At 42.4% G+C, this 26,523-nt stretch carries 20 protein-coding genes and 3 tRNA genes; 11 read left to right on the forward strand and 12 right to left on the reverse strand.

All coding sequences use genetic code 11. The features are described 5' to 3' along the window. Positions 1–2 precede the first annotated feature (2 nt). From hcaC to hcaE, 3 genes are read right to left on the reverse strand one after another with little or no spacing between them, the layout of a single operon-like run. Positions 3–329, reverse strand: a complete 327-nt coding sequence (gene hcaC, locus FTT78_RS04170; RefSeq protein ID WP_004976057.1) for a 3-phenylpropionate/cinnamic acid dioxygenase ferredoxin subunit — start codon at positions 327–329, stop codon at positions 3–5. Beyond that, positions 329–847 carry a 3-phenylpropionate/cinnamic acid dioxygenase subunit beta gene (gene hcaF, locus FTT78_RS04175; RefSeq protein ID WP_104853007.1) on the reverse strand — a complete coding sequence of 173 codons (519 nt, stop codon included), beginning with the start codon at positions 845–847 and terminating at the stop codon, positions 329–331. Before hcaF ends, hcaC begins: the two co-directional genes overlap by 1 nt. Further along, positions 844–2,211, reverse strand: coding sequence for a 3-phenylpropionate/cinnamic acid dioxygenase subunit alpha (gene hcaE, locus FTT78_RS04180; protein ID WP_004976053.1), 1,368 nt, complete (start codon positions 2,209–2,211; stop codon positions 844–846). The genes hcaF and hcaE overlap by 4 nt, the downstream gene beginning before the upstream one ends. 281 nt (positions 2,212–2,492) lie before the next feature. Here hcaE and hcaR point away from each other — a divergent pair, with 281 nt between their 5' ends. Continuing rightward, the gene (gene hcaR, locus FTT78_RS04185) at positions 2,493–3,395 is read left to right on the forward strand and encodes a DNA-binding transcriptional regulator HcaR (RefSeq protein WP_004976051.1); all 903 of its coding nucleotides are present in this window, start codon (positions 2,493–2,495) and stop codon (positions 3,393–3,395) included. A gap of 330 nt (positions 3,396–3,725) precedes the next feature. Then, complete coding sequence (locus FTT78_RS04190) at positions 3,726–4,403, forward strand: DUF1345 domain-containing protein (RefSeq protein ID WP_096901303.1); 678 nt, start codon at positions 3,726–3,728, stop codon at positions 4,401–4,403. A gap of 65 nt (positions 4,404–4,468) precedes the next feature. On the opposite strand, the gene FTT78_RS04195 is transcribed toward FTT78_RS04190, so the two are convergent. From FTT78_RS04195 to FTT78_RS04225, 7 genes are all read right to left on the reverse strand, one after another. Then, a complete protein-coding gene (locus FTT78_RS04195; RefSeq protein WP_179989463.1) occupies positions 4,469–5,329 on the reverse strand; it encodes an alpha/beta fold hydrolase in 861 nt (286 codons plus the stop codon). Between the two features lie 279 nt (positions 5,330–5,608). Further along, positions 5,609–6,928 (reverse strand): OprD family outer membrane porin, encoded by a 1,320-nt coding sequence (locus FTT78_RS04200; protein WP_179989465.1) that lies wholly within the window; start codon positions 6,926–6,928, stop codon positions 5,609–5,611. A 427-nt stretch (positions 6,929–7,355) separates the two neighbouring features. Continuing rightward, complete coding sequence (dmpG, locus tag FTT78_RS04205) at positions 7,356–8,375, reverse strand: 4-hydroxy-2-oxovalerate aldolase (protein ID WP_096901305.1); 1,020 nt, start codon at positions 8,373–8,375, stop codon at positions 7,356–7,358. An 11-nt stretch (positions 8,376–8,386) separates the two neighbouring features. Beyond that, the gene (locus FTT78_RS04210; protein WP_096901306.1) at positions 8,387–9,283 is read right to left on the reverse strand and encodes an acetaldehyde dehydrogenase (acetylating); all 897 of its coding nucleotides are present in this window, start codon (positions 9,281–9,283) and stop codon (positions 8,387–8,389) included. Positions 9,284–9,308: 25 nt separating this feature from the next. Then, entirely contained in the window at positions 9,309–10,106 is a 798-nt protein-coding gene (locus tag FTT78_RS04215) for a 2-keto-4-pentenoate hydratase (protein WP_004976036.1), read from the reverse strand. A gap of 441 nt (positions 10,107–10,547) precedes the next feature. Then, positions 10,548–11,216, reverse strand: a complete 669-nt coding sequence (locus tag FTT78_RS04220; protein WP_154321084.1) for an HAD-IA family hydrolase — start codon at positions 11,214–11,216, stop codon at positions 10,548–10,550. Positions 11,217–11,569: 353 nt separating this feature from the next. After that, positions 11,570–12,532 (reverse strand): RluA family pseudouridine synthase, encoded by a 963-nt coding sequence (locus tag FTT78_RS04225; RefSeq protein ID WP_004976032.1) that lies wholly within the window; start codon positions 12,530–12,532, stop codon positions 11,570–11,572. Between the two features lie 762 nt (positions 12,533–13,294). Between FTT78_RS04225 and FTT78_RS04230 the strand changes: the two genes are divergently transcribed. The 5 genes from FTT78_RS04230 to FTT78_RS04250 all read left to right on the forward strand — a co-directional run bounded on the left by FTT78_RS04230 (position 13,295) and on the right by FTT78_RS04250 (position 19,321). Beyond that, the gene (locus FTT78_RS04230) at positions 13,295–16,726 is read left to right on the forward strand and encodes an Rne/Rng family ribonuclease (protein ID WP_180043918.1); all 3,432 of its coding nucleotides are present in this window, start codon (positions 13,295–13,297) and stop codon (positions 16,724–16,726) included. A gap of 258 nt (positions 16,727–16,984) precedes the next feature. Continuing rightward, positions 16,985–18,826, forward strand: a complete 1,842-nt coding sequence (locus FTT78_RS04235) for a long-chain-acyl-CoA synthetase (RefSeq protein ID WP_180043916.1) — start codon at positions 16,985–16,987, stop codon at positions 18,824–18,826. Between the two features lie 194 nt (positions 18,827–19,020). Further along, a tRNA-Lys gene (locus FTT78_RS04240) sits at positions 19,021–19,096 on the forward strand. Between the two features lie 21 nt (positions 19,097–19,117). Beyond that, a tRNA-Lys gene (locus tag FTT78_RS04245) sits at positions 19,118–19,193 on the forward strand. A gap of 52 nt (positions 19,194–19,245) precedes the next feature. Next, positions 19,246–19,321: transfer RNA gene (locus FTT78_RS04250), tRNA-Lys, on the forward strand. A 263-nt stretch (positions 19,322–19,584) separates the two neighbouring features. Here the strand turns inward: FTT78_RS04250 and FTT78_RS04255 are convergent. Next, on the reverse strand, positions 19,585–20,112 hold the full coding sequence (locus FTT78_RS04255; RefSeq protein WP_225530221.1) for a hypothetical protein: 528 nt from the start codon (positions 20,110–20,112) through the stop codon (positions 19,585–19,587). Between the two features lie 363 nt (positions 20,113–20,475). On the opposite strand from FTT78_RS04255, the gene FTT78_RS04260 reads away from it, so the two are divergent. After that, positions 20,476–20,742: a PspC domain-containing protein gene (locus FTT78_RS04260; protein WP_131261073.1), complete on the forward strand. Its 267-nt coding sequence runs from the start codon at positions 20,476–20,478 to the stop codon at positions 20,740–20,742. A 228-nt stretch (positions 20,743–20,970) separates the two neighbouring features. Here the strand turns inward: FTT78_RS04260 and FTT78_RS04265 are convergent, their stop codons facing one another. Beyond that, the gene (locus FTT78_RS04265; RefSeq protein WP_131261074.1) at positions 20,971–22,074 is read right to left on the reverse strand and encodes an HPP family protein; all 1,104 of its coding nucleotides are present in this window, start codon (positions 22,072–22,074) and stop codon (positions 20,971–20,973) included. Positions 22,075–22,275: 201 nt separating this feature from the next. Between FTT78_RS04265 and glyQ the strand changes: the two genes are divergently transcribed. The 3 genes from glyQ (at position 22,276) to FTT78_RS04280 (ending at position 26,487) form a co-directional block, all read left to right on the forward strand. Next, the gene (gene glyQ, locus FTT78_RS04270) at positions 22,276–23,262 is read left to right on the forward strand and encodes a glycine--tRNA ligase subunit alpha (RefSeq protein ID WP_004976017.1); all 987 of its coding nucleotides are present in this window, start codon (positions 22,276–22,278) and stop codon (positions 23,260–23,262) included. Then, positions 23,262–25,331 carry a glycine--tRNA ligase subunit beta gene (glyS, locus tag FTT78_RS04275; RefSeq protein WP_180043914.1) on the forward strand — a complete coding sequence of 690 codons (2,070 nt, stop codon included), beginning with the start codon at positions 23,262–23,264 and terminating at the stop codon, positions 25,329–25,331. Before glyQ ends, glyS begins: the two co-directional genes overlap by 1 nt. A 70-nt stretch (positions 25,332–25,401) precedes the next feature. Then, on the forward strand, positions 25,402–26,487 hold the full coding sequence (locus tag FTT78_RS04280; RefSeq protein ID WP_179997395.1) for a YaaC family protein: 1,086 nt from the start codon (positions 25,402–25,404) through the stop codon (positions 26,485–26,487). The last annotated feature ends 36 nt before the right edge of the window (positions 26,488–26,523 follow it).

A 26,523-nucleotide genomic window follows, 5' to 3' on the forward strand; every position in this document is an offset into this window, starting at 1 on the left:
GCTTACTCTCCTGCCATTTCTACATATAACGCGCCGTCTTCAACCACCACAGGGAAAGTTTGAATCGGGTCGGTAGCTGGCAAGCATAATGCTTGACCAGTCTTTAAACAGAAACGTGCAGAATGCAGTGGGCATTCAACTGTGCCATCATCTTCAAGATAACCTTCAGACATTGAGGCATTGCCGTGTGAACAACGGTCATTCATAGCAAAGAACTCACCACCGTTGTTGAATACTGCCAGTGCTTCGATACCGTTCACACCGCAGTCCACTTTTAACGCTTCGCCTTCGTCTAATTCGTCAACTTGGCAAACAAAGATTTTATTCATTAGAAGAATACACTCAGGTTGTGTGAGTTATAGGTTACTTGGTCAAGCACAATCTTACGGTTGAAGATCTGGAAGCCTAAGCCACCTTCAACACGACGGATTTTGTCATGGCGCTTACCACAGTAAATAGTCACGTCTTTCTCTTTTTGAGTACGGTACAACAAGTAAGTCACGTGTACGTCGTATTCACCTTCGACCTCTGTCGCTTCAACAATCACGTTGCTAACCATGTGCGTGGTACGTGACGGAGGTTCTTCAGCCCACGCCATACCAGTTTCCAGACGTGCAACACGGCGCTCAAGCAAGTGTTTGTTGTCGTTGAACACCCACGTTGTTGGCGGTTCAACTGAACGACGACGGTCACGGGTTTGCGCATTTGGTGTAGTACGCAAGGTATAAGAAATGTCTTCTGCCATGAGGTCTAACCACTCACGGAATTTCCAGTCGTCTAGCAATTTTGCTTCGCGATACAAGAATTGGCTCACTTCATGTTGAAGTTCTAAACTGATTTGACTCATTTCATTAGCTCCTTCTCGTATTCGTCAGCTGCTTTTTCAACGTCTTCCCATTTTTCATGGATCAGCAAGTCTGCCCAACGGCGGTACATACCACGTGCTGCAGTTTCAGAGAAAATGTAGTTGGTGATTCCTGGAATACCATCTTCACGTACTTTTTCGTTGCCTTTACCCATTTCTACAATGAGCTTGTTTTGACGTGCTTTATAGCCGCGCAATACTTTTTGAATTTCAATCCAGTTCTCAGAGTCATCTTGCTCTAAGAAACCTGCAGGACCGAAAGCACGTGTTGCAGAACGCTCAAATGCTTCTTTCACGTCTTGAGGTGCTTCAGCATCGGCAATACAGAATGCCCATACTTCAGTTTTGTTTGGCCCACGTGGATGCCATACGCGCAGTGTTGCAGTACCGTTCAGCCAAGACAGTGTTGGGAACATGGTGTTGTGACCTGCAAGACGTAAGGCACGTACTTCGCCTAAACGCTCTTTCACTTCTTCGTAAGTTTCACGGAAATAGTTGGCAACTTCACCGTCAACCCATACGTTTGCATCTGGTTTTTCTGTAAAGAAGAAACCTGAACCGTGACCACGTGAACCATACTGAATCGCATCTTTGGCAGTTTCCCAAACAGGACGAGCTGTTTGCGCTGCACCTAATTGTTTGCTGCTGTCATCATCTGGTTTTGCACCAAGTACCTGAATCGCAGAGGCGTGTGAGAACAAAGCGTGATATTGGTCAGAAGCAAACTGTTCTGCAGCAAATTTCCAGTTACAGTCAATTTCCCACTTGTGTACGCCACCAATAATTTCAGTACCACCCGGACGACGGTCAATCACGCCATCTAAGTACCAAGCGATGTCGCCCATATATTCTTCTAGGTCTGGAGTGGTTTCATCCCAGCAACCAAAGATCAAGCCTTTGTAAGACTTCACGCGGTTGACTTCCACCAAGCCCCATTGCTCTTTACAAGCACCTTGTGGATACGCACGTTCTTCTAAAGGAATATCTTTGAGTGAACCATCAATACCGTAAGACCAACCGTGATATGGGCAAGTAAATGCACGGGTATTACCACAGTCTGCAAAGCTCACACGCATAGAACGGTGACGGCACTGGTTTAAAAATGCTTTGATTGAACCGTCTTTTTGACGTGCCACAATAATTGGATCTTCACCCATGTAGGTGTTGAAGAAGTCGCCAGCTTTAGGAATTTGGCTTTCATGACACAGGAACAACCACGTACGGCCGAACACACGTTCAAGTTCTAATTCGTAGATATCTGGATCTGTATAAATAGATGGAGTGATACGTCCATTTTGTGCATCGACCAAAGCGTCGATTTCGCGCACATCAATTTTTCCACTCATGAAAAGCTCTCCTGTGACCAACAACGGCACAAAGTAAATAGACTCAACTTTTGATGGATAATGGTTTTTTAGGGACGTTTAGTGAAATATTTTTTTTGTTTCAATTAATAGTTTTTATAGATTAATCCAACATTATATTTTGCATTTAAATCGTTGCATAATGATGAAACCCTATTTACTTCGTGAATGACACAATAATTCTCACCGAATAGTTGTTTATAGATCATTCTTTTATTAATCTATAATTAGACATATTTTGAATTAATCTTTGGAATGGTTGTATGGAATTACGTCACCTTCGCTACTTCATTACCGTTGCTGAAGAACTCAACTTCAGTAAAGCCGCACTTAAACTTTATACGGCTCAACCTTCGCTGAGTCAGCAAATTAAAGATTTAGAAGAAGATGTCGGCGTTAAGCTACTCAACCGTACCAAACGTAAAGTCGAGCTAACCGAAGAAGGTGCTGTATTTTTAGAACAGGCGCGTCTGACTTTGGCGCAAGCCGACAAAGCGGTTGCCATGGCACGTCAGGTGTCACAAGCCAAACAGAAAATGCTGCGTATTGGCTTTGTTCCTGTGGCAGAAATGAAAATTTTCCCTTTTGTACTGCCTAATTTACGAGTACAAAACCCAGAATTAAAAATTGAATTGCTAAGTTTGAACAACACTGAGCAAATGAAAATGATTAAAAAAGGTGAACTCGATATCACCTTTACCCGCCACAATATCAACAGTGATGAAATTGAGAGCCAGTTTGTACTGCGTGAACCGTTAATTTTTATTTTGCCCAAAGATCATCCGTTAGCAAAATACGAACGCATTCCTGTCAAAGCATTGAATGGTATTGATTTTATTATTCCTTCGGCAGAAGCTTCGTATAATCTGCATCACCTGATTGTCGATTTTGCCAAACAGCACAACATTGAACTAAACATTGTGCAAAAAGCTGACAACATTTTATTTAATATCAACTCGATTGGTATGGGCTTGGGTTGCACCATTTTACCGGGCTATGTTGCTCCGCTAACCATGGAAAATACCGTCATCCGTCCACTTGATGTAGAACTTCCACATTTAGATTTATACGTCAGCTATGGCAAAAACAGCCATTCCGCTGCGGTACAGAAATTTATGGAACTGCTCACACGTGTGTTCTATTTGGACATCAACCGCGAACAATAATTCTAAAACCACTCGCGTTTTTCAACCTTTCAAAAGTGCTTGCTGCTTGATGTAGTAAGCACTTTTTTGTGCATCCTAAATGCTAAAACAAAGCTTTAGACTTAAGTCTAAACTTATTTTTTTAATCTTTTTCTGAACTACTGCTCATTCTTACACTCAAACATTCGCATTTTTGCAGTCTGCTTTTTCCTCGCTTCGCTACCACATTTCCTGCAAATTACAACTTAAGTCTAATAAGTTAAAATAGGCACCCCATCGCTATTTTCTAAAATTAAGCCGATGATAACAGGCAGTAACACCTTTAGATTGCACATCCAGAAAGGATCAAGAATGATAAAAACACCCTTCAGCAGAATGAAAACAGGGATTCAATATCGTCCTTATTTTTTTATCAGTTTTGTGATTACCATTGTGCTGTATGCTATTTTTCAGACCCTCACTGCATGGTCATGGTCAAGCTGTTTATTGATTAGCTGGAATATCGCGATTTCCTGCTATTTGGTTTTAACCATGCGCAGTTTGTGGCACAGCGATCATGCACATATTTTACAACGTGCCCAACAACAAGATGCCAGCAAATGGCTGATTTTATTCTTGGTATTTCTAACCTTAGTGATGTGCTTTATTGCGATCATTGTCGAGGTGAATTTATTTGCACAAAGTGAGTTTGTGCGCATGGGACATTTTATTTTATCCATTACCACTATTTTATGTGCTTGGTTTTTTATGCACACCATTTTTGCGATTCACTATGCGCATGACTATTATTTGGCACTGCAACAGCAGCAAGAAGGTGGTTTGGATTTTCCCAAGACGTCGCATCCAACCTATCCTGACTTTTTATATTTCAGCTATGTGATTGGTACATCTGCACAAACCGCCGATGTCTCGATTAGCTCACAACCCATGCGGGTACTGAACACGCTACATATTATTTTGGCTTATAGCTTTAATACCACTATTTTGGCAATTTGCATTAACTTGGTCGCGAGCTTTATTCAGCACTAAATTGGGTACATAAAACATCCATAAAAAAGGATGGCAAATTGCCATCCTTTTTTACCTCACTGCGCTTAATTTACGCCACGTGCAGTTAAGTAGTTTTTAATCACAGTGTTAAATTCTTCCGCTTTTTCAACCTGTGACCAGTGACCACATTGGCTGAAAATGTGTGCATCGGCATGTGGCACAACATTTAAAATGTCCCATGTACGCGATACTGGAATCACTACATCCTGCGTACCGTGAATCAGTAAAACAGGTACTGTGATGTCTTTCATTTTGTCAAAATCGAGTGGGAACTCAAAACGGTCACGGTCACGTGCGCCAACCACATCCATTAAACGGTCTGACGCATAGTCATTTTTTGCAGAAGCAAAACGAACCTTAACCAACTCATCTGTAATCAGGTCTTTGTTCACTACAAACATCGACAATGTTTTTTTGATGCCTTCTTCGGTCAAGACAGGATTCGCATGTGCTTTAAGCGCTGCAGTCTGTTTTGCACCACCTGTACCCATAGACACAATACCAAGTACACGCTCTGGGTAGTCCAATGCCAATTGGAATGCCAACCAACCACCGAGCGAGTTACCCACTAACCATGTTTTTTCAATGCCCAATGCATCTAATGTACGCACTGCATGATCTACCCAAGCACGAATACCATAAGCAGTGTTTGGAGCAACCACAGTCTGACCATAACCAATGGTATCAATTGCGATACAACGTGCTTGCTCACCAATTTGTGGCAAGTTTAACCACCAGTTTGCCGCAGCAGATACACCTGTGCCTGAACCGTGTAAAAATAGAATAGGTGTACCTTCACCCACTTCGTGATAGTGCGTTAATTCGCCTTCGGCAGTTTCAATCCATTTATCTTCTAAGCCAAAGAATGGATCTGTTGTATAGTCAGGGATTTGAACAGTGCTCATATATACTCCTCGTACAGTCTTTAGCTTGCGTTTGGCTCTAGGTATAGAATTTGACGTCAAGTGGACTCATTCAACATTACTTTTTACAGGCTTATATTACCTGTTCACACAGCATCAACTGATACAAATTTACGATCACAACCCATAAAAAAACGATTAAACAACTCTTTGAATTTTATAACTTTAATAAAATAAAAGTCTTAATTTATATAAGGTATTTATTCAGTAAATATTAAAAAAAGAGCGACTATAAAAAGCCGCTCTGATTTTTATCTAGCTTTAGAATTTATAAGTGTAAGTCGTGGCGATACGGTGTTCTTCTAAGTCATTCGCAAAGTTAAAGTTGGTATCGATGAACATGTACTGAAAACCAAGTCCTTTAAGTTTACCTTCAGGCACAACATAATTTACGATTACATTCGTTTCGTTTTCTTTACCCTCTTTAAGCGACTGACCAGCATTGTTGGTTAACTTATGGTAAGTACCATCTATATTATCACCGCGAAAATGACGTACTGTCGCTGTTAAACCAGATACACCCACATCGGCAAAATTATAGGTATAACCCAAACTCCAAGAACGCTCATCTTTACGAATGAAGCTCGCCACAGACCAGTTGTCTAAGTAAGGCTGCGGCACCCACCCGCCCAAGGTCGGGAACATTGGGGCTTTTGTACCGTGCTCACCAAACATTTGTTGATAACCTAACTGTACAGTGTGCATCCCATTGTTGATTTTTGCACCCGCAGACACGGCCTGGCTGTCAATATTGCCATACAGCTTGTCACCCGATTCGCTGTTGTCAAAATAGCGTACATGGGTATCCAGCTTAGTTTTTTCAGCCAAAGTCGTTTTATAGTTTGCAGCGACATAATGTTGTTGATAGATGTTGGTTACATCCGCATACCAATAACTTCCACCTACTTTAGGGGTAAATTGATGATCTACTCCCACAAGATACATGCCATCGTCTGTGCTTAATTTATTCGCTTCAGCAGCAGAAAAATTATTTTGAGGGAACAACGTAAAATCTTGGTATTGGTTATCATAACGTGCATTAATACCGTCTAAATAAGCCAAAGTTAATTTAGTATCTTTTAAATCCTTTGATTCTAACCATGCACCGCTATAAGTCGTTAACAATTGACGCGATGGGTCAAAAAACACCACAGGTGACATTGGTAATAAGTCACCTACTTTTAATTCAGTTTCAGAAAATTTAACTTTTAGAGTTGCACCAACTTTTGCATTATCACGCTCAGTACGCTTCTCGGTATAGTTAAAAGGCATGTGAATATCATTCACTTCACCACGTGATTTTAAACCTATCGCATATTGAGCTAATAAATCTGCACCGACTTGAATGCCTGCACCAATATCTTGATAGCCAGATTTGGCATCTAAAGTTACAGCTTGAGTCCAGTTTCCATAACCCGGAGTAACTGAGCGTCCTGCTTCATGAGCATATTCACGATCTAAATAAAAATTCTTAAATTTAAGTTGAATATTGCTGTCGTCAATAAAATCTGCCTGAGTTGCAGTTGTCCCTAAAGTTGCTGTCGCAGCAAAAAGTACTATCCATAAATTGTGACGATGCATGCGTTTTTCCTATTCATCCAATAAGCGAATCTGGGCATCATGCAAAACTCTTGTCATGAAAAAAATCCGACCACAGTATTAAGCTTTTCTACAAATTCAGCACTTTCTGTATCGAGCAGCTTTTTTCCAAGTTTTTTAATTCTTTTTAACGATAAAAAATTAAGCTCAAAATCCTCACTAAATGAATTTTTATTTGAATTCACTGCTTAATTTAGGTGAAAAACGCTGTTATTTTTTGCATCATGTGAAGGATTAATCTTTTTTAACTTTAAACCCATGTGTTAGCGTTATTTTCTATAAACCTAACTTATAAGAAAAACATTTTAATTAGCACAAAATTCAGCACGTTTTACATCTTTCACAGCATAAAAAAAGCACCCCAAACGCATTTGGAGTGCTTAATTCAAGCCTGCTTTATATTAAAAACTTAGGCTTGCATTTCACGTGCTTTAGACATAGTCAATGCCAAGTCTTCAATCATATCTTCCTGACCGCCCACCGTACCGCGACGACCAAGCTCAAGTAGAATTTCACGCGCAGATACTCCATATTTTGCTTCGGCACGTTTTGCGAACAATAGGAACGATGAGTAAACACCTGCATAACCTAAAGTTGCTGCATCACGGTCTGCACGAATTTGATGCGTCATCATTGGAATGATCAAGTCTTCAGCAATATCCTGCACTTTAAACAAGTCCACACCTGTTTCCATTTGCATACGGTTTGCGACCGCTACAAACAATTCAAGTGGTGTATTACCTGCGCCTGCACCTAAACCAGCCGAAGCCAAGTCAACACGGGTTGCACCTGCGGTCACAGCCGATACAGAGTTCGCAACGCCCATGCCCAAGTTATGGTGACCATGGAAACCAATTTCGATGTCTGAGGCGAGGTTGGCACGTAAAATACCTACGCGATCAGTCACATCTTGAGGCAACATATAGCCTGCAGAATCTGTTACATAGATACAGTTTGCACCGTAAGACACCATTTTTTGTGCTTCTTCGAGCAATTTTTCAGGAGAAGCCATGTGCGCCATCATCAAGAAGCCCACAGTGTCCATACCCAGTTTACGTGCTGCAGTAATGTGCTGTTCAGAAACGTCTGCTTCAGTCGAATGTGTCGCCACACGAATGGTTGCCACGCCTACATCATGCGCCATTTTCAGATGATCAACTGTTCCAATACCTGGCAGTAATAGTGCAGAAACTTTTGCCTGTTTCAGGTTTGGAATCACTGCTTTCAGATATTCTTCATCAGTAGCGGCTGCAAAACCATAGTTCACAGAGTTACCACCTAAGCCATCACCGTGTGTGACTTCAATTAAAGGCACACCTGCATCATCCAAAGCAGTGGCAATCGCAACCATTTGCTCTGGCGTGGTTTGATGGCGCATTGGGTGCATACCATCACGTAAAGTCATATCATTAATAATAATCTTAGACATTTTGGTATTCCTTAAGCTTCAGCAGTTTTGAAAACGTGTTCTGCAAACATTTCTGCAGTACGTGCAGCCGCTGCAGTCATAATGTCTAGGTTACCTGCATATTTAGGCAAGTAATCACCCAAACCTTCAACTTCCAAGAAAATTGAAACACGGTTGCCATCAAAAACAGGGCCGTTTACAAGTTTGTAACCCGGTACATATTTTTGCACTTCTTTGATCATGGCATGCACAGATGCTGTAATCGCTGCCTGATCTGGCTCACCTTCCACCAAGCAGTGAACGGTATCACGCATCATTAATGGTGGCTCAGCTGGGTTAATGATGATGATGGCTTTACCTTGTTTTGCACCGCCAACTTCTTCAATCGCGCCTGCAGTTGTACGGGTAAATTCATCAATGTTTTTACGTGTACCCGGCCCCACAGATTTAGTTGATACCGTTGCAATAATTTCACCGTATTCCACAGGTTGAACACGAGAAACTGCAGCCACCATAGGAATTGTTGCCTGACCACCACAAGTCACCATGTTGACGTTTGGCACTTCGCCCGCTTGTAGCAACGCTTCAAGGTTCACTGGTGGTACGCAGAATGGGCCAATTGCTGCAGGCGTTAAGTCAATCATCAACACGCCAAGTTCATTCAGTTTGCGACTGTTTTCTGCATGCACATAAGCGGAAGTTGCATCAAAAGCAATTTTAATGTCATCTTCAAGTACGTGAGGAAGAAGACCATCTACACCGTCACTTGTGGTTTTTAAACCCATTTTTGCCGCACGAGCTAGACCTTCAGATGTTGGGTCAATTCCCACCATCCACACAGGCTCTAACCATTCACTGCGTTGTAATTTATAAAGCAAATCTGTACCAATATTACCTGGACCAATCATTGCACATTTAATCTTTTTCATGCATGTACTCTCTTAGAATCTCGATTTATTCCGCAGCAAACGCAGCTGTCACTGAACCAAAGCCTTCAATTTCGACTTTAAATTCTTCACCTGGCTGTGCAACAACCATAGGACCTAAAGCACCAGTTAAGATGATGTCGCCTTTTAACAATGGACGACCACGGCGCACCATTTCATCGGCTAACCACACGGCAGCGTTTAATGGATTTGCTAAACAAGCTTTACCCACGCCTTGAGAAACTACTTCTTCACCACGGGTCATCACCATTTTGCAGTTCACCAAATCCAGATTTTCTAGCTTAACTGGTTTTGAACCTAGAACGAATGCAGCAGAAGATGCGTTATCGGCCACGGTATCAATCAAACTAATTTTCCAGTTTTCAATACGGCTATCGACCACTTCAATGGCAGGCAAGGCATATTCAGTCGCGCTGATAATATCCGCATACGTGTGTTTTTCTTTGGTTAGATCTTGGTTAATCACCAATGCAATTTCTGCTTCTACTTTTGGCTGAATCAGCAAACCTGCAGGAATCGCTTCACCATCACCATAAGCCATATCGGCAAACAACATGCCAAAGTCAGGCTGATCTACACCCAGTTGTGCTTGAACCACTTTAGAGGTCAAACCAATTTTACGCCCCACCAAACGACGACCTTCTTTTAAGGCACGTTCGGTATTCACTTCTTGAACGGCATAGGCAATATCTACGTCAGCACTTTCACCACCAAGTTCTGGGCGGATTGGCGCAATCGCAGTTTGAGAGAGTTCGGCAGTACGTAATGCTTGCGCAACTGATTCAACAACAGCAGAATTCGACATCAATGTTTCCTTAAACTGCAAAAATTGGGCATATACCCCGAGATGTTGGAAAGGTAATAATAGAAAATAGGGATGATGACCCCGATCTTGTCCATTCTCAGGACAAGCTATCCAGCTCAGAGGTATGTAAACTGATTAAGAATCGGAAAAATGGCGGGTTTATGCCAATACTTATTTTCTTTTTTTCAATAGCTATTAGCTATTAATCTATTTTTATAAAAAGCAAGCAAAACAGTTGTCTGTAGGCTATGACATTATTTTCCGAGTCATTGACTCGGCAATTCGCAGCAATCTTAAAATGTCTTAATCCTAATCTTAATCCTAACTTTAGACTAAAAGCTAAGCCTTTTTATGACGCTCCCAAAAGTACATAAAAAAAGAGCAACCTGAAATTTTTCAAGTTACTCTAATTTCAAATTCATCTAAATTGTTTTACTGGGTTTAACTCGCCTGACGTAAACGATATTGCTGCACTAAAAAATCATGCAAACTCGGCACATCATCTGCAATGGTTAAAGGCTGATAACGCTGCAACACCTCTACACTATGCACGCCATAACTCACGCCTACACGCGGCATAGCAATATTTTGTGCCATTTCTAAATCGTAAGAAGTATCACCCACCATAATCGCTTGCCCGACCTGCACATCGGTACTGCTCAAAATTTCCTGCAGCATTAAAGGATCAGGTTTAGATTTGGTTTCACTTGCAGCACGTGTCGCCACAAACAAATCCTGACTTTGGGTTTGCGCCAACACTCGGTCTAAACCTTTACGGCTTTTGCCTGTTGCCACTGCCAATTTCAGTCCCAAACCTGACAACTCATCGAGCATATCTGCCACACCCTCAAACCAAGCATCGGTTTTTGAGTGTTCGACATAGTGTTCTGAATAGCACTGCAAAATCGCTTGATGCAGCTCTGGCACTTCAGGAAATAAACGCTGTGCCACTTCAGGCAAACCCAAACCAATAATACTTTTAGCCGCAGCATCGGTCAGAGGTTGCTGAAATTGTTGTGCTGCGAACTGCAAACTCGCCACAATTTGACCGACGGAATTAAATAAGGTGCCATCCCAATCAAAAATGATGAGTTCTACAGGTTTGTTCATATTAGATTCCTAGATTTGATTCGGCTTTTAAATTCCCTCGCTTTACCTTAACTCAAAAGGATAAACGACCAAGAATCAGCACATATATCACAACAAATATTCGATACGCGAAGGGCGACATGGATGTCGCCGTTTCGCTGTGGCACAGAGATGTTCCATCAGCGAAACAAAAGTTTTTTGTTACTTTTCATCTTTGAAAAGTAAGGCATAGCCTATACACCAAAAATTTAAATTAAAAACTTTAAAATGTGGCAGTGAATTACCCCTAAAAACCTCATCTCCTTGTTGCGAAACAATGTTCCTCATCTTTAAAAAGAAGCAAGCTGCTATCGCACAACAGAGAGTTACAAAAATTAAAACTCAGGTGGCGCCGTCGGCTTATCCGCCTTTTGCGCTCTCAATTGCGCCACCAAACTCTGCATATCTTCAGGTAAAGGCGCTTCAATCACAGGATAGCCTGGAATTTCCAAACGCATGGCATGTAAGCACAAACGACGTGGCGCAGGACCCCGATATTCAGTTTGATGACCATATTTATCATCACCCACCAACGGATGCCCAATGCTTAAACCATGCACACGAATTTGATGGGTACGTCCAGACAATGGCGAAGCATATACCAAGCTTGCATGCATAAAACGCTCTGCCACATTCCACTGGGTTTTAGATTCTTTACCTTCTTTAGACACACGTACACGACGTTCGCCATTCGCCAATTCATAACGATGTAACGGCGCATCAATCAATTGTTTATCCAAACTCACCTGCCCTTTGACAATGGCAGCATAAGTTTTTTGGATTTTATGTTCGCGCAATAAATCTTGCAGGGTTTTTAAGGTACTGCGTTTTTTGGAAATCATCACCAAGCCTGAAGTATCACGGTCAATACGGTGAATCAATTCCAAATATTTTTTACCTGTCGCAGCACGTAAGCCTTCAATCAACCCGTAGGCAACGCCACTGCCGCCATGGACTGCAATGCCCGAAGGTTTATTCACCACCATCAAGCCTTCATCTTCATAAATCACACGGCTCAATAAACCCTGTGCCACCTTGTCTGAAATTGGAGCAGCACTGTCGTCTTTTTGTTCATAGCGAATCGGCGCCACACGAATTTGATCGCCAATATTCAGTTTGGTTTCTGCTTTAATGCGCTTTTTATTGACCCGCACCTGCCCTTCACGAATCAAACGATAGATGCGACTTTTAGGCACCCCTTTTAAACGACTAAACAAAAAATTATCGATGCGTTGACCCGCTTGATGCTCATCCACTTCAAACCAAGTGACACTTTGCCATTGTTGGGTAGAATTCATACAGTTAAGAGACCTAATAAAATACTAAAATTGATTAAAAACTGATCATTTAGGCTATGCTTTACACAAGAAACATAAGCTTAGCCCATAGGCAGATGATGCAAGGTTTGATATAGTCAGCGCACGGAAACCATCGTCAGTGGGTTCACGTTGAATCTTTTCAGGTTTTTCTGAAATAGAGCAATCAACCAACATCCCACTACATACGAGCAGGTCCCAAAAGAATTATGCCGACGCCGAAGGCTTATTATATCGGCAAAAAAGCAAACTGTTGCGTTTAATTGTACCTCAGGTACATAAATCAGTTTGCCTGAAAAAATATGTCGCCAACTCTAGTTGGTTTTTAAACGTAAACTGATACACATCAGATTAGTCGCACCCTGAAAACCACTTCAGGCTAAAGCGTTTGATGTATTGGATCTGCACAATTTGTAAAGATACGACGATAATTCCGTATCAAGACACTCTATCTATGAAAGAAGAGATGATCTTCGAGCAATGTGACAGTGAAAGTTACACACATCCAATACACCGCTCGTCCGCCAGTGAAGCGATCAGGTGACTTTATCCGTTTAAAGGTTAAAGCCGTATTGCCATCATCAATACGTGAATCATACACCGCAGCCCCACACAAAAAGGCCGGTAAAAAAAGCTCAGACCACAATTGGTTTTTTTGAGATCTGAGCAGTTGATCCGTGATGCTTGATGTTCGCTACGTGTCTAGCGATTTTTTGCTGTGTATCACTATTAGGTGTTACACCCATGAAACGTATGTTGATTAATGCAACACATGCCGAAGAAATTCGCGTTGCACTTGTCACTGGTCAGCGTCTTTACGATTTCGATTTAGAAAATCGTACCCGTGAACAAAAAAAATCGAATATCTACAAAGGTCATGTGACCCGTGTAGAACCTTCTTTAGAAGCCGTATTTGTTGAATACGGTGCAGGTCGCCAAGGCTTCCTGTCGATGCGTGAAATCGCAAACTCTTATTACAAAGCCGACCCTCGCCAAACTTCTAATATTCGCGAACTGATCACTGAAGGCACGGAGCTTTTAGTGCAGGTGGAAAAAGAAGAACGTGGTAACAAAGGTGCTGCGCTCTCTACCTTCATTTCTTTGGCTGGTCGTTATTTAGTGCTTATGCCAAATAACCCGAAAGGTGGCGGTATCAGTCGTCAAATTTCAGGTTCTGTGCGTGAAGAACTCAAAGAAATGTTGGCATCTTTAAACGTGCCACGCGGCATGAGCGTGATTGTACGTACTGCGGGCATTGGTCGTTCACAAGAAGAATTACAGCTTGATTTACAACACTTGCTTGACCTTTGGGCGCAAATTCAAAACACCGCAAGCTCTGGCCCATCGCCAATGTTGGTACACCAAGAAGCAGGTGTGGTGACACGTGCGATTCGTGACTACTTACGTGATGATGTTGCCGAAATTTTAATTGACTCAGAACAAGCTTATAACGAAGCCTATAACTTCGTAAAAGCCGTGATGCCACGTCAATTAGACAAGCTAAAAACCTATACTTTAAATGAGCCGCTATTCGCGCATTTTGGCATCGAAAGCCAAATTCAAACAGCTTATGAGCGTGAAGTTAAATTGCCTTCAGGCGGCTCAATTGTCATTGACCAAACTGAAGCATTAGTTTCAATTGACATCAACTCGGCTAAGTCTACCCGTGGTCAAGATGTTGAAGATACTGCGCTTAATACCAACCTTGAAGCTGCCGAAGAAATTGCGCGTCAATTGCGTTTACGCGACATCGGTGGTTTGGTGGTCATCGACTTTATCGACATGACCAAAGACCGCAACCAACGTATGGTTGAAGCCAAACTTCGTGAAGCAACACAAAGTGACCGCGCACGTATTCAATTTGGTCAATTATCACGTTTTGGTTTAATGGAAATGAGCCGTCAGCGCTTACGTCCATCACTTGAAGAAGCGACTGGTTACGTTTGCCCACGCTGTCACGGTACAGGCATGGTACGTGACCTACGCTCTCTTTCACTTTCAATTATGCGTAAAGTGGAAGAAATTGCCCTGCGTGAACGTCATGGTGAAGTTCAAGTCGAAGTACCTGTTGAAATTGCAGCATTCTTACTGAATGAAAAACGTCACAGTCTGGTTTACCTTGAGCAAACCTCAAATGTGCGTGTGACTGTATTACCTCACCCACACTTAGAAACCCCGCATTACGAAATTTCGTATAATCCTGAAGGCTTTGCACCAACCAGCTATGAACGTACTGAAGCAACTCGTTCAAGCGAAAAAGAGTTGGGTTATGAATCTTCTGAATGGCATTTAGAAGAAGCCGATCAAGCGCACAGCCACGCTGCTGCACCTGCGGCAGAAAAAACCTCTGCAAGAAAACCACAAGCAGCACAGCAAAATAAAGCATCTGCACAACAGCAGCCTGCACCTGCGGCAGCCACAACAGCTGCAAGCCCATGTGCATGGTTAGAAAACCTGTTTGTTCAAAAGCAAGCCAGCACTATTGATCAAGCACGTAGTGCCAACAATGCGGCAGCAGCCATCGAGCAAATGGTGAATAGCGGTGCCGTGAGCCGTGGTCAGTTTGGTCAAATTGCAACTGCATCTGCTGCCCCTGCTGCAAGCAGTCAAAATGTGTACCTTGCACCATCGACAGTGGCACAAAAAACTGAACGTGACTCTGCAGATAAATCTGCTGAACGTGAAGACAAACCTGCTCCGCGTCACAACAACAAAAAGCCGCGTCACAGCAACAACAATAACAAGCACAAAGAGCAACGTGAGCCGCAAACTCAGCACGATAATCAACAACATCAAGTGCATGAAGAAGTGGTTCAAATGTCGCGTCAGGAGCAACGTCAAGAAGCGCGTGAAAACAAACGCAACTCTCGTCGTCAGCACAACAATGACCAAGCACCGCAGCAGCAAGAAGCTCAAAACAACAATGAGCAGCAGCAAAATGCCGTACCACGTCGTGACCGTCGTAACCAACCTCGTCCAGAACGCCCAAATCGTCACCGCGACCCAAGCGTATTGAATGAGCAAGCACCTACCGCAGTGACTTCTAATCAGCCGAAAGTGGACTTAATTGATGCACCGCGTCAAGAGTTCAACACGACGGCTTTGGTGGTGAATGTCGATCAGGCTCAAACTGAAATTGTGGCATTGAATGCTGCGCCATTAGCGGCTGAACCAGTCACAGCAGTAGAAGCAACTGTGCCTGAAACGGTTGCTGAACCAACTCAAGCTGTTGCTGCGGTAGAAGCTGCTCCAGTTGTTGCAGAAGAAACAGCTGCACCTGCGGAAGTACAAGCACAACCGACTGCGCCTGCAAAACGTGCCAGCAACGATCCGCGTCAGCGTCGTCGTCAGCAACGTGAAGCTCAAGCACAGCAAGCAGCTGCACCAAAGTTAACGCCTTCACAGGTGCCAACTTTAGCGCAATACAGCATTGGTAGTCTGATTCGCCACGTCTATGGTGAAGATTGCTCAGTCCTGATTGAACAGTTTGGTTTAATTCCAACGTTCAATCGTGCTTTGCAGAAGTTCACTGACGAGTATGCGGCAACGCTTGCAACAGCTGCGCCTGTGGCAGAGAAAAAACCTGTCACACGTGATGTGGAAGTTGCCAAAGCTGCTCCTGAAGCAGAACCTGCACCTGTGTTAGATCTGACTCCACCAAAACCTGTGTCAGATAAGCGTGTTGCCAACGATCCGCGTGAGCGTCGTCGTTTAGCCAAACAAGCTGCTGAGCAAGCCTTGGAACAAGCCAAGCAAGCACAGGCAGTAGAAAAAGCTGAAGCAGAAAGCACACCTGCAGCAGAGCCAACGACTGACGTTGTGGCAACTACCGACGCATCTGTAGAAGCAAACTCTACTGCAGAAACGTCTGTAGCGCTAAGCACAGAAGTCGAAGCAACTACAGAAGTAAACCCTGAAGTAGAGGCTACAACTGAAGCTACTCAGCCAGAGTTGAACGCGCAAGACGACCTTGCACAAACTGTCACTGAAACTGCAGCAGCGCAAGAAGAAACTGCCGTTGAAGTGGTCGCACCTGTACAAGTGGAATTAGCAGTAGATGACCCAGTCGAAACTGCTGAATCTGAACAGGACAAAGCAGAAAAAGAGAAAACTGCACGTCCGCGTCGCCCACGTGGTCGTCCACCTAAAAAAGTAACTCCGCCAACTGAGTCTTAATTCGCACTTTTGCAGCGGAATAAAAAAATCCAGTCATTTTAATGACTGGATTTTTTTTGCTACTTTAGAGCAAATGCAGTGGTGACTTAAATTTAAGCAAGTTAATTTGGTGTTAGGTGTTTTTGATTTTTAACAGCTTTTCTAAAAACATCAGTCAAAGCTAAAAATTAGGTTGATTGCACTAGGACTAAGGGATTACAAAACAATAAGACGCGATGCTTTGCAGATGCAACGGATGATGACAAAAACAGGATTCTTATGTACCAGATGACAAAAAGCGATTTAATTGGCTTAACGGATGTTGCGGCAAAAATTCCGCAGTTTATGACTAAAGTGCCCCACCTGATCACAGGGTTAAAGCAAGCCTATTTACGCACACCCAACACGCCTGCAGGCTTAGGTCTAGCATTTGAAAAAGCCGTGCATCGTAACCCGCATGGCTGTGCACTAGTGTTTGAAGATCAGCAGTACAGCTATTTACAGCTCAATGCTTGGGCCAACCAAATTGCCCATTACTATTTAAGCATAGGTGCACGTAAAGGTGATGTCATTGCGGTGATGTTGGAAAATCGCCCTGAATTAATTGCCAGTGTCATTGGCTTAGCAAAAATTGGCGTTACCGTGGCTTTGGTCAATACCGCACAAGTCGCCAAAGTTTTGGCGCACAGCATCAATTTAGTCAAACCAATTGCCGTGATTGTGGGGGAAGAATGTCGCCAAGCCATTGCCGATATTCGCCAAGAACTTGAGCTTGCAGAAAATCGTCTGTATTGGTTTGCAGATCAAAATACCCGTACCGATGCCGGCACTGCGCCTGAAGGTTTTCAAAATTTAGCGCAATGCATTGCATCATTCCCAAGCTTTAATCCTGCCACCACACAGTCGGTACAGGGCAAAGATGGGCTGTTTTATATCTATACCTCAGGTACAACAGGCTTGCCTAAAGCGGTGATTTTCACCAATAGCCGTTGGACGTTGGCTTATGGTACCTATGGTCATGTCTTGGGTTTAAATCAGGATGATGTGATGTACTGCACTCTGCCGCTGTACCATGCCACAGGTATTGTGGTGTGCTGGTGTGGCGTAATTGCAGGCAGTGCCACCTTTGCCATCCGTAGAAAATACTCCACTTCATGCTTCTGGCAAGATGTACACAAATTCAATGCCTCTGCGATTGGCTATGTGGGCGAATTGTGCCGTTATTTAATGGATGCGCCTGCTTCTGATTTAGAGCGTGGGCATCGTGTGACCAAAATGATTGGCAATGGCATGCGTCCTAATATTTGGAGCAAATTCAAAACACGCTTTGGGGTTCAGGAAATTCTGGAACTGTATGCATCTAGCGAAGGCAACGTCGGTTTTAGCAACGTGTTTAACTTTGACAACACGGTTGGTTTTTCACCGACACCTTATGCGGTCATTCAGTTTGATAAAGAAAAAAATGAACCCGTACGCGATGCCAAAGGCAAATGCATGAAAGTCAAAAAAGGTGAAGTTGGCTTATTGATTGGAAAAATCACCCGTCGCTCACCGTTTGATGGCTACACCGACCCTGAAAAAAACAAGGCGGTGATGATGCAAAACGTGTTTAAACAAGGCGATGCCTATTTTAACACGGGCGATTTAGTCCGCGACATTGGCTTCCGTCACGCCCAGTTTGTTGATCGTTTAGGTGATACCTTCCGCTGGAAAGGTGAGAACGTATCCACCACAGAAGTAGAAAACATTGTCAGTGACTATGAAAAAATTGCTGAAGCTGTCGTGTATGGCGTTGAAATCCCACATACCAATGGTCGTGCAGGTATGGCTGCGATTACCTTAAACGAAGGCTGCCAGTTAGATGAACAAGACTTGCGTCAAATGCTGGTGGAGTTTAAAAAAGCAATGCCCGCTTATGCAGTACCCGTTTTTTTACGCATTCAAAAGCAAATGCAAACTACAGGTACATTTAAATATCAGAAGAACACCCTGAAAACTCAAGGTTTTGATTTAAAACAGTGTGATGAAAAAATTCTGGTATTATTGCCAAACCAATCTGCTTATTGCGAACTGACCCAAGAAATTTACGACAATATTCAACAGTATCAATATCGCTTCTAAGCCACCAGGTTGCCTATTTTTTGATTAGATACGACAAATTTGTTGCATTTATAATCAAACATAGGCAACTTTTTTATTTTTTACTTGCGCTCGCTTCATATCTTGCTACAATACGCTCCATCAAACGAAGTGGTGCTTAAAACCCTCTGGTTTTTCTTGCACTTCACAATCAAGCCTGCTTGATTGCTGGTTCAGGGTCGTTAGCTCAGTCGGTAGAGCAGCGGACTTTTAATCCGTTGGTCCCGCGTTCGAATCGCGGACGACCCACCATTTCCTTGATCAACCTTAGATGGGTCGTTAGCTCAGTCGGTAGAGCAGCGGACTTTTAATCCGTTGGTCCCGCGTTCGAATCGCGGACGACCCACCATCTTCTTCAAGGTTGATATTCTAAAAATGATCATCATCATTTTTACTCCTCTGGGTCGTTAGCTCAGTCGGTAGAGCAGCGGACTTTTAATCCGTTGGTCCCGCGTTCGAATCGCGGACGACCCACCATTCCTTATAAAAAATCCTTTAAATTGCCAGTCATCACAGCACTATTCTGTGGATCATGCAGTTTCGTAATTTACTATACAATTCCCGTATTCTGCCCTATTTGACTAACACTTTTATCCACTACACCCTGCTCCATTCAGTTGTAGAAGATGTGCCATCATTGATAAATCATACTTTACACATCCCAAAGAAAAACTTGATGTAAAAAAACAAAAGCCCAAAAGTTTTTCACTCATGGGCTAAGAATTGAGTTGAATCAACAATTAACTTGCTCTGATTAAATGATAATTTTGCGAAGGTAAGGGATTGCTTTTAAAGTATTCACGATTATTTTCTGTTGCAATCGCAATTTTGTTTTTATCCATAATTAAATTATGGTCTTGATCAACATTATAGTAAAAGTTCACCCCAGAGGCGCGTGCCACCACAATTTGATGCGCGTCTTCATCATAGAACCATAAATCTTTGCGGTATTTTTTTTTATTGTCGTAACTGATTTGCCCCGCATTGACAAAAATACGATGCGCTGTCCCATCAGGCAATAAGGTCAGAATATAATCGACTTTTCCGCTTTCGCACATAACAAACTTATCTTCACAGCTAATCTGAATGGTATAGCGTCCCACATAAGTCAGATGATTCTCGGGAATATGATGTTCCGTTGCAGCCGTTTGTATGGGTGCGATTGCCTGCCCTGCCACCTCAGTCAGTCTTTTGGTTTCTGCCTGTTCTGTATATTTTTGCACGGCAGCTTGCTCAAGTTGTGAATCATCGCATCCAAGCAATGCCACTGCACTCCATATTGAAACTGCGCAAATATTTGATTTAGCTGACACACTATCCCTCATATAGAGTGACCAGACTGAATACTCAGTCCTATTCAAACCACTGAATAGGCAGCTCGATGTAAGCCATGCTTTTCCTCAATCCTTTGTGGTCAAGCGCTTACTCTGCCCATCGCTTCTTTAGGATATTTTAGGTGGATGCTGGTTTAAGCAACACCAAATGTTACATAACTTTACTAATTGCCTTGCTTACCGCCCTTTAAAAACCCAAGTGCATCACCATTTTTATTTTATATATAGATGATGTGCTGTGAAGCTAAACATCAGCCTGTATTTATTTTGAATTTTAGATCTCTTAAGGAGAATTAGATGGCCAATGTTGGTTTATATCGCTCTAACCGCTCAAATATGATTGCTGGGGTCATGGGTGGTATTGCTGAACGTTTTGGTTGGAACGCAAATTTACTGCGCTTAATTTTTGTGATTGTTTCCGTGATGAGCGCTGCCTTTCCTGGCATTTTGGTGTATTTGGTGTTGTGGTTGGTGATCCCTAAACAAAACCAGTCGAATACAACAAACTATACTCAGGGCTACACAAGACCTGTGCGCACGGTCAATCCTGATCAAGACCGATAAACGGTATTGAAATTTGAAAGACTGACCATATTTAAAGATTCATAGGCTTGAATCATTTACCGATTCACTTGTAGACACCACCCTATTCACACAACTTTCTTCTTTTTCGCTACGATTGCTCCCCCAAGCATCGTAGCTTTTTTTTGCCTTTCAACCTGCAATATATTTTAAAAGTCACAGCATTTCAGGATTGAGTCGTGTTGAATACACATCGACAATGCGAGTCTATTAATTGGTCTTTACAGCAAGCTGTTGATTCAAGACGGCAATCATATCGGCACGGCTAATGATCCCCACCAAACGCTGCTGCTCTACCACAGGAATGTAGTTAAAAGAGCGCTCGACAAAGTACGGCACAAGGTCTTGAATACTTTGTTGCGGTTGCACCGTGACCACTTGGCGTAACATGATATGTTTCACTTGATGTTTCCAGCTATACGGCAAATCTGTTGCGTGTTTAAACCATTCCACTACTTCATACAGCGCCAAAGTTCCAACCAAATGTTGCTCTGTATCAATGACAGGTAAACTCATTAAATTCATGTGTTTGAATTTTTCTAAAGCACTGTGAATATCCTCATCTTGCTGCAAACTGACCACATCTTTACTCATAATATCGGCACAAGTCAGTGCTTGAGTTTGTCGTTCACTGGCTTTGTGTTGCGCTTCTAAAATGATTTTTTGTAAGTCGTATTCACTAATATCTAGCAACTGGGTTTGTGCATCTAAAACATCTTGAATATCTTGCGGCTGAATAGTGGCTTTTTGAGTAGGCGTTGGGTCTTGGGTACGTTGATTCAACTGTGGCGTTTGAGGATAAGGCTTGCCAATCATGCGGTTAAATACAATTGCAATCACCATCAGCAAAACTGAATTAAGCAGCACAGGATAAAAGATGAAGTGATAACCCAGCTCACGCACGGCATCTCCGCCAAGCACTGCGGTAATGGCCACTGCTCCACTCGGTGGATGCAGCGAATCGGTGGTCATCATCAAGAAAATAGATAAAGCCACAGCCACACTAAAGGCTTCGGTTAAATTTGGAATATATAAAGCACAGCTCACGCCCATAATTGCTGCAATACTGTTCCCAACTACAATATTCCACGGCTGCGCCAAAGGACTGGCAGGCACAGCAAACAACAATACCGAAGATGCACCCATTGGCGCGATATACCATGCGTTAATATCGCCCAACACCCACCAACTGATCAGGGAAGATAATGCCAAACCCAATAATGCGCCCAAACCACAAAGTAGGCGTTCTTTTAACGGCAATACTTTAAAATTGGGTTTCAGCGTATTCAGCCAATCAAGTTGTGAATGAAACACGGGCAGGCAATCCAGTGGTGACAATTGGACAAGATTATAAGGCAATCATTCAGTAAGATGTATTTGTTTTATATCTTTCATTTATCAGTGAATTTGTAAAACCCCAAACAACCAACCGCTAGTTGTGCTTTAACCTTTGCCAGCACCCCGCAAAATCCTTATAATTGAGCACAATTTTTCTCTAATTTTAAGTGGATGACCATGAGTCGCGCCATATCGCATATTGATACCTTTCAAGGCTTAATTCTTGCCTTACAAAACTACTGGGCGGAGCAGGGCTGCGTCGTTTTACAACCTTACGATATGGAAATGGGTGCAGGGACATTCCACACTGCCACTTTCCTACGTGCTTTAGGTCCAGAAACATGGAACGCGGCGTATGTACAACCATCTCGTCGTCCTAAAGATGGTCGTTATGGCGAAAACCCGAACCGCTTACAACACTACTATCAATTTCAGGTGGTGCTGAAACCAAACCCAGACAACATTCAACAGTTGTATTTAGATTCTTTAAAAGCAATTGGAATTGACCCATTGGTGCATGACATTCGCTTTGTAGAAGATAACTGGGAATCTCCAACTCTTGGCGCTTGGGGCTTGGGTTGGGAAGTATGGCTAAACGGCATGGAAGTGACTCAGTTTACTTACTTCCAGCAAGTCGGTGGTGTTGAGTGCTACCCTGTAACAGGCGAAATCACCTACGGTCTTGAACGTCTGGCAATGTACTTGCAAGGTGTAGACTCAGTTTACGACTTGGTTTGGACTAAAGGACAGTTTGGTACTGTAACGTATGGCGATGTGTTCCATCAAAACGAAGTTGAACAATCGACCTATAACTTTGAATACGCACCTGTAGAAAAAATGTTTGAACTGTTTGACTTCTATGAAGTAGAAGCGAGCCGTTTAATTGCAGCAGAATTACCGCTACCTGCTTATGAGCAAGTGATTAAAGCATCTCACTGCTTTAACCTCTTGGATGCGCGCGGTGCAATTTCTGTGACTGAGCGTCAGCGTTATATTTTACGTGTCCGTACTTTGGCACGTTCTATTGCACAAAGTTATGTGGCTGCACGTGCAAAATTAGGCTTCCCAATGGCTGAACCACATTTACGTGATGAAGTCTTGGCACAATTAAAAGCACAGGTTGAAGCGGAAGCCAAAGCGCAAAATACTGAGGAAAGCAAATAATGTCTAAACATACAGTTTTATTTGAACTCGGTTGCGAAGAACTCCCACCGAAAAGCTTAAAAACCTTACGTGATGCACTACTTGCAGAAACTGAAAAAGGTTTAAAAGATGCAGGCTTGGCTTTTGATGCAATTGAAGCCTATGCAGCACCACGTCGCTTGGCACTTAAAATTGCTAATGTTGATGCCGCACAAGCAGACACACAAAAACGCTTTGACGGCCCTGCTGTTCAAGCTGCTTACGATGCCGAAGGCAAACCAACCAAAGCCCTTGAAGGCTTTATGCGCGGTCAAGGCATTACTGTAGATCAAGTATCTACATTCCAAGCAGGTAAAGTTGAAAAAGTGTGCTACTTAAAAGACGTGAAAGGTCAAAGCCTTGATGCGTTATTGCCACACATTTTACAAACAGCATTGGACAACCTGCCAATTGCAAAACGTATGCGTTCTGCTGCAAGCCGTACTGAATTTGTGCGCCCAGTAAAATGGGTCGTTTTACTTAAAGATCATCAAGTAATTGAAGCAACGATTCAAGACCATCAGGCAGGTAATGTCACTTATGGACATCGTTTCCATGCACCTGAAGCAATCACCCTTGCACATGCAGATGAATACCTTGAGAAGTTAAAAGCAGCGCACGTTGTCGCTTCTTTTGAAGAGCGTCAAGCGATCATTGATCAGCAAGTAAAAGCGTTGGCAGATGAAGTTAATGCGATTGCGATTGTACCAAGCGACCTACGTGATGAAGTAACTGCATTGGTTGAATGGCCTGTTGCCTTACGTGCCAGCTTTGAAGAGCGTTTCCTTGCTGTGCCGCAAGAAGCTTTAATTACCACCATGCAAGACAACCAAAAGTATTTCTGTTTGGTCAATAGCGACAACAAATTACAGCCTTACTTCATTACCGTTTCAAACATTGAGTCTAAAGATCCGACTCAAATTATTGAAGGTAATGAGAAAGTGGTTCGTCCACGTCTGTCAGATGCTGAGTTCTTCTTCCTGCAAGACCAGAAACAGCCATTAGCTTCTCGTAAAGAGAAACTGGCCAACATGGTATTCCAGGCACAACTGGGTACTTTGTGGAACAAGTCTGAACGTATTGCTAAACTGGCTGTCGCACTTGCTCCGATTACGGGTGCAAAAGCTGAAGATGCTGAAAAAGCTGCCCTGCTTGCAAAATGCGACTTAACTTCTGAGTTAGTAGGTGAATTCCCAGAACTTCAAGGCATCGCGGGTACTTACTACGCACGTCTTGAAGGTGAAAATGACGAAGTTGCAGAAGCTTTAGGTGAGCAATATTTACCTAAATTCGCGGGTGACGTTCTGCCTAAAACCAAAACGGGTACAACGATTGCCCTTGCGGATCGTCTAGATACTTTAACTGGTATTTTCGGTATTGGTCAGGCACCTACAGGTTCTAAAGACCCATTTGCGCTACGTCGTTCTGCCATTGGTATCCTGCGTCTAGTGACTGAAAATGAACTTGATGTATCTATCGAAGACCTGATCAAGCTGGCATTGGCTGCTTATGGCGATGTATTAAAAGATCACGACAAGACTTTGGCAGATGCAGTCGCATTCCTTGAAGGTCGTTACCGTGCGAAATACGAAGATCAAGGTGTTGCGGTAGATGTGATTCAAGCCGTTCAAGCTTTATCACCAAAATCTCCACTAGATTTTGATAAGCGTGTGAATGCAGTAAATCACTTCCGTGCCTTGCCTGAAGCGGCTGCATTGGCTGCTGCAAACAAGCGTGTTGCCAACATTTTAGCCAAAGAAACCGCGCCTGAAGGTACTGTCGTTGAAGTAAACTTGGTAGAAGATGCAGAAAAAGCATTATTCGCTGAACTTGCAAAAATCACACCTGTGGTTGAGCCATTATTGGCAGCAAAAGACTACACCACTGCACTTTCTCAATTGGCTGCATTACGTGCGCCTATTGATGCCTTCTTTGACAGTGTCATGGTGATGGCAGATGATGCTGAGTTGAAAGCCAACCGCTTACGTTTACTCGCGCAGTTACGTGATTTATTTACACGTGTTGCAGATGTAAGTGTGTTGCAGCACTAAAGTCTTAATTACTTGTAAATTAAAAGAAACCCCGCTATAAATTAGTGGGGTTTTATTTATGTGGGTAAAAATGAGTAAGTTAGAAAAGGGTGAAATAGCTCTATTTAAATATAATAAATTAAGATTTTCTTTTGCAAATTTAAACGCTGGTGATCAACAAATATTAACTAGTGATCCATGGTCGTTAATTAACTCACATCTCCAACAAAAAATATCAAAAAGCCGTGGTGAAAATAAAGTTTTTCTCGAACGTGCATTATATTTTTCTTCTCTTGCAGAGTCCTTTTACAAAGCAGCTAATAGTGTCTTACTGCCTACAAGAGCCACTCTTTTATACTATGGAATGCTCAACTTAGTTAAATGCTTCCTTTCTTATAACAAAATTGAGCTTGAAACAGTTCATGAGCATCATGGCTTAAACTTACCTCTTGGCACTGAAGGAGTAATTCAGGTAAAACCTAAAACCAATGAAGGCGTGAACATATTTGCTATATTTTCAGAAATACTTGGTAAAAAAATTAATCACCCATTAAACATAAACTTTCGTCAAGCTGTAACAAATATTCCTGAAATTCACAGCCTCTGTCATAGCTTAAACTTAATAAATAAAAGAAAACTTTTACCCATTAATGTAGAGATTCTAACCAATTCAGAACACAATAAATTATTTACTGAAGTGATAATTGATAATGAACAAAAAACAAAAGTGGATATAACTAAGTTTCTCAAGGAGAAACGACTTAATTATTTTAAAGATGGATTCCCTCGTGAAGGAAAAATTGTATATAGATCTAAATACAGAAAATCATATACAAGAGAAAATACAAATACAATCTATCAAAATATCTTAAAAGAGTATTGTCAATTTGACATTACGCCAATCCTAACCAACACAGGCTACCGCTATTATGTTGATTTAAAAGCAGCTGATTTACCTCATCTATCCTACACGTTGTTATCCATGTTTTATCTTGGCACGGTAGCACGTTACAGACCTAGTGAAGCCAATGAACTATTGCAGGGTACGTTAAGACCTGTAGTAAGTGAGTTTGTAAATATTTCACCCAATCAATTCCTTTATCAATTATGTTCTATCTTATTAGAAAAAGAATGCGTAATGCCTTTTTCATCTATTACCCCTATGAGTACTATATAAATCAGGAATAAACACCTCCAAAGAATACTATAGGCA

This window comes from Acinetobacter sp. YH01011 (assembly GCF_013420785.1).
In the GTDB taxonomy this organism is placed as follows: domain Bacteria; phylum Pseudomonadota; class Gammaproteobacteria; order Pseudomonadales; family Moraxellaceae; genus Acinetobacter; species Acinetobacter towneri.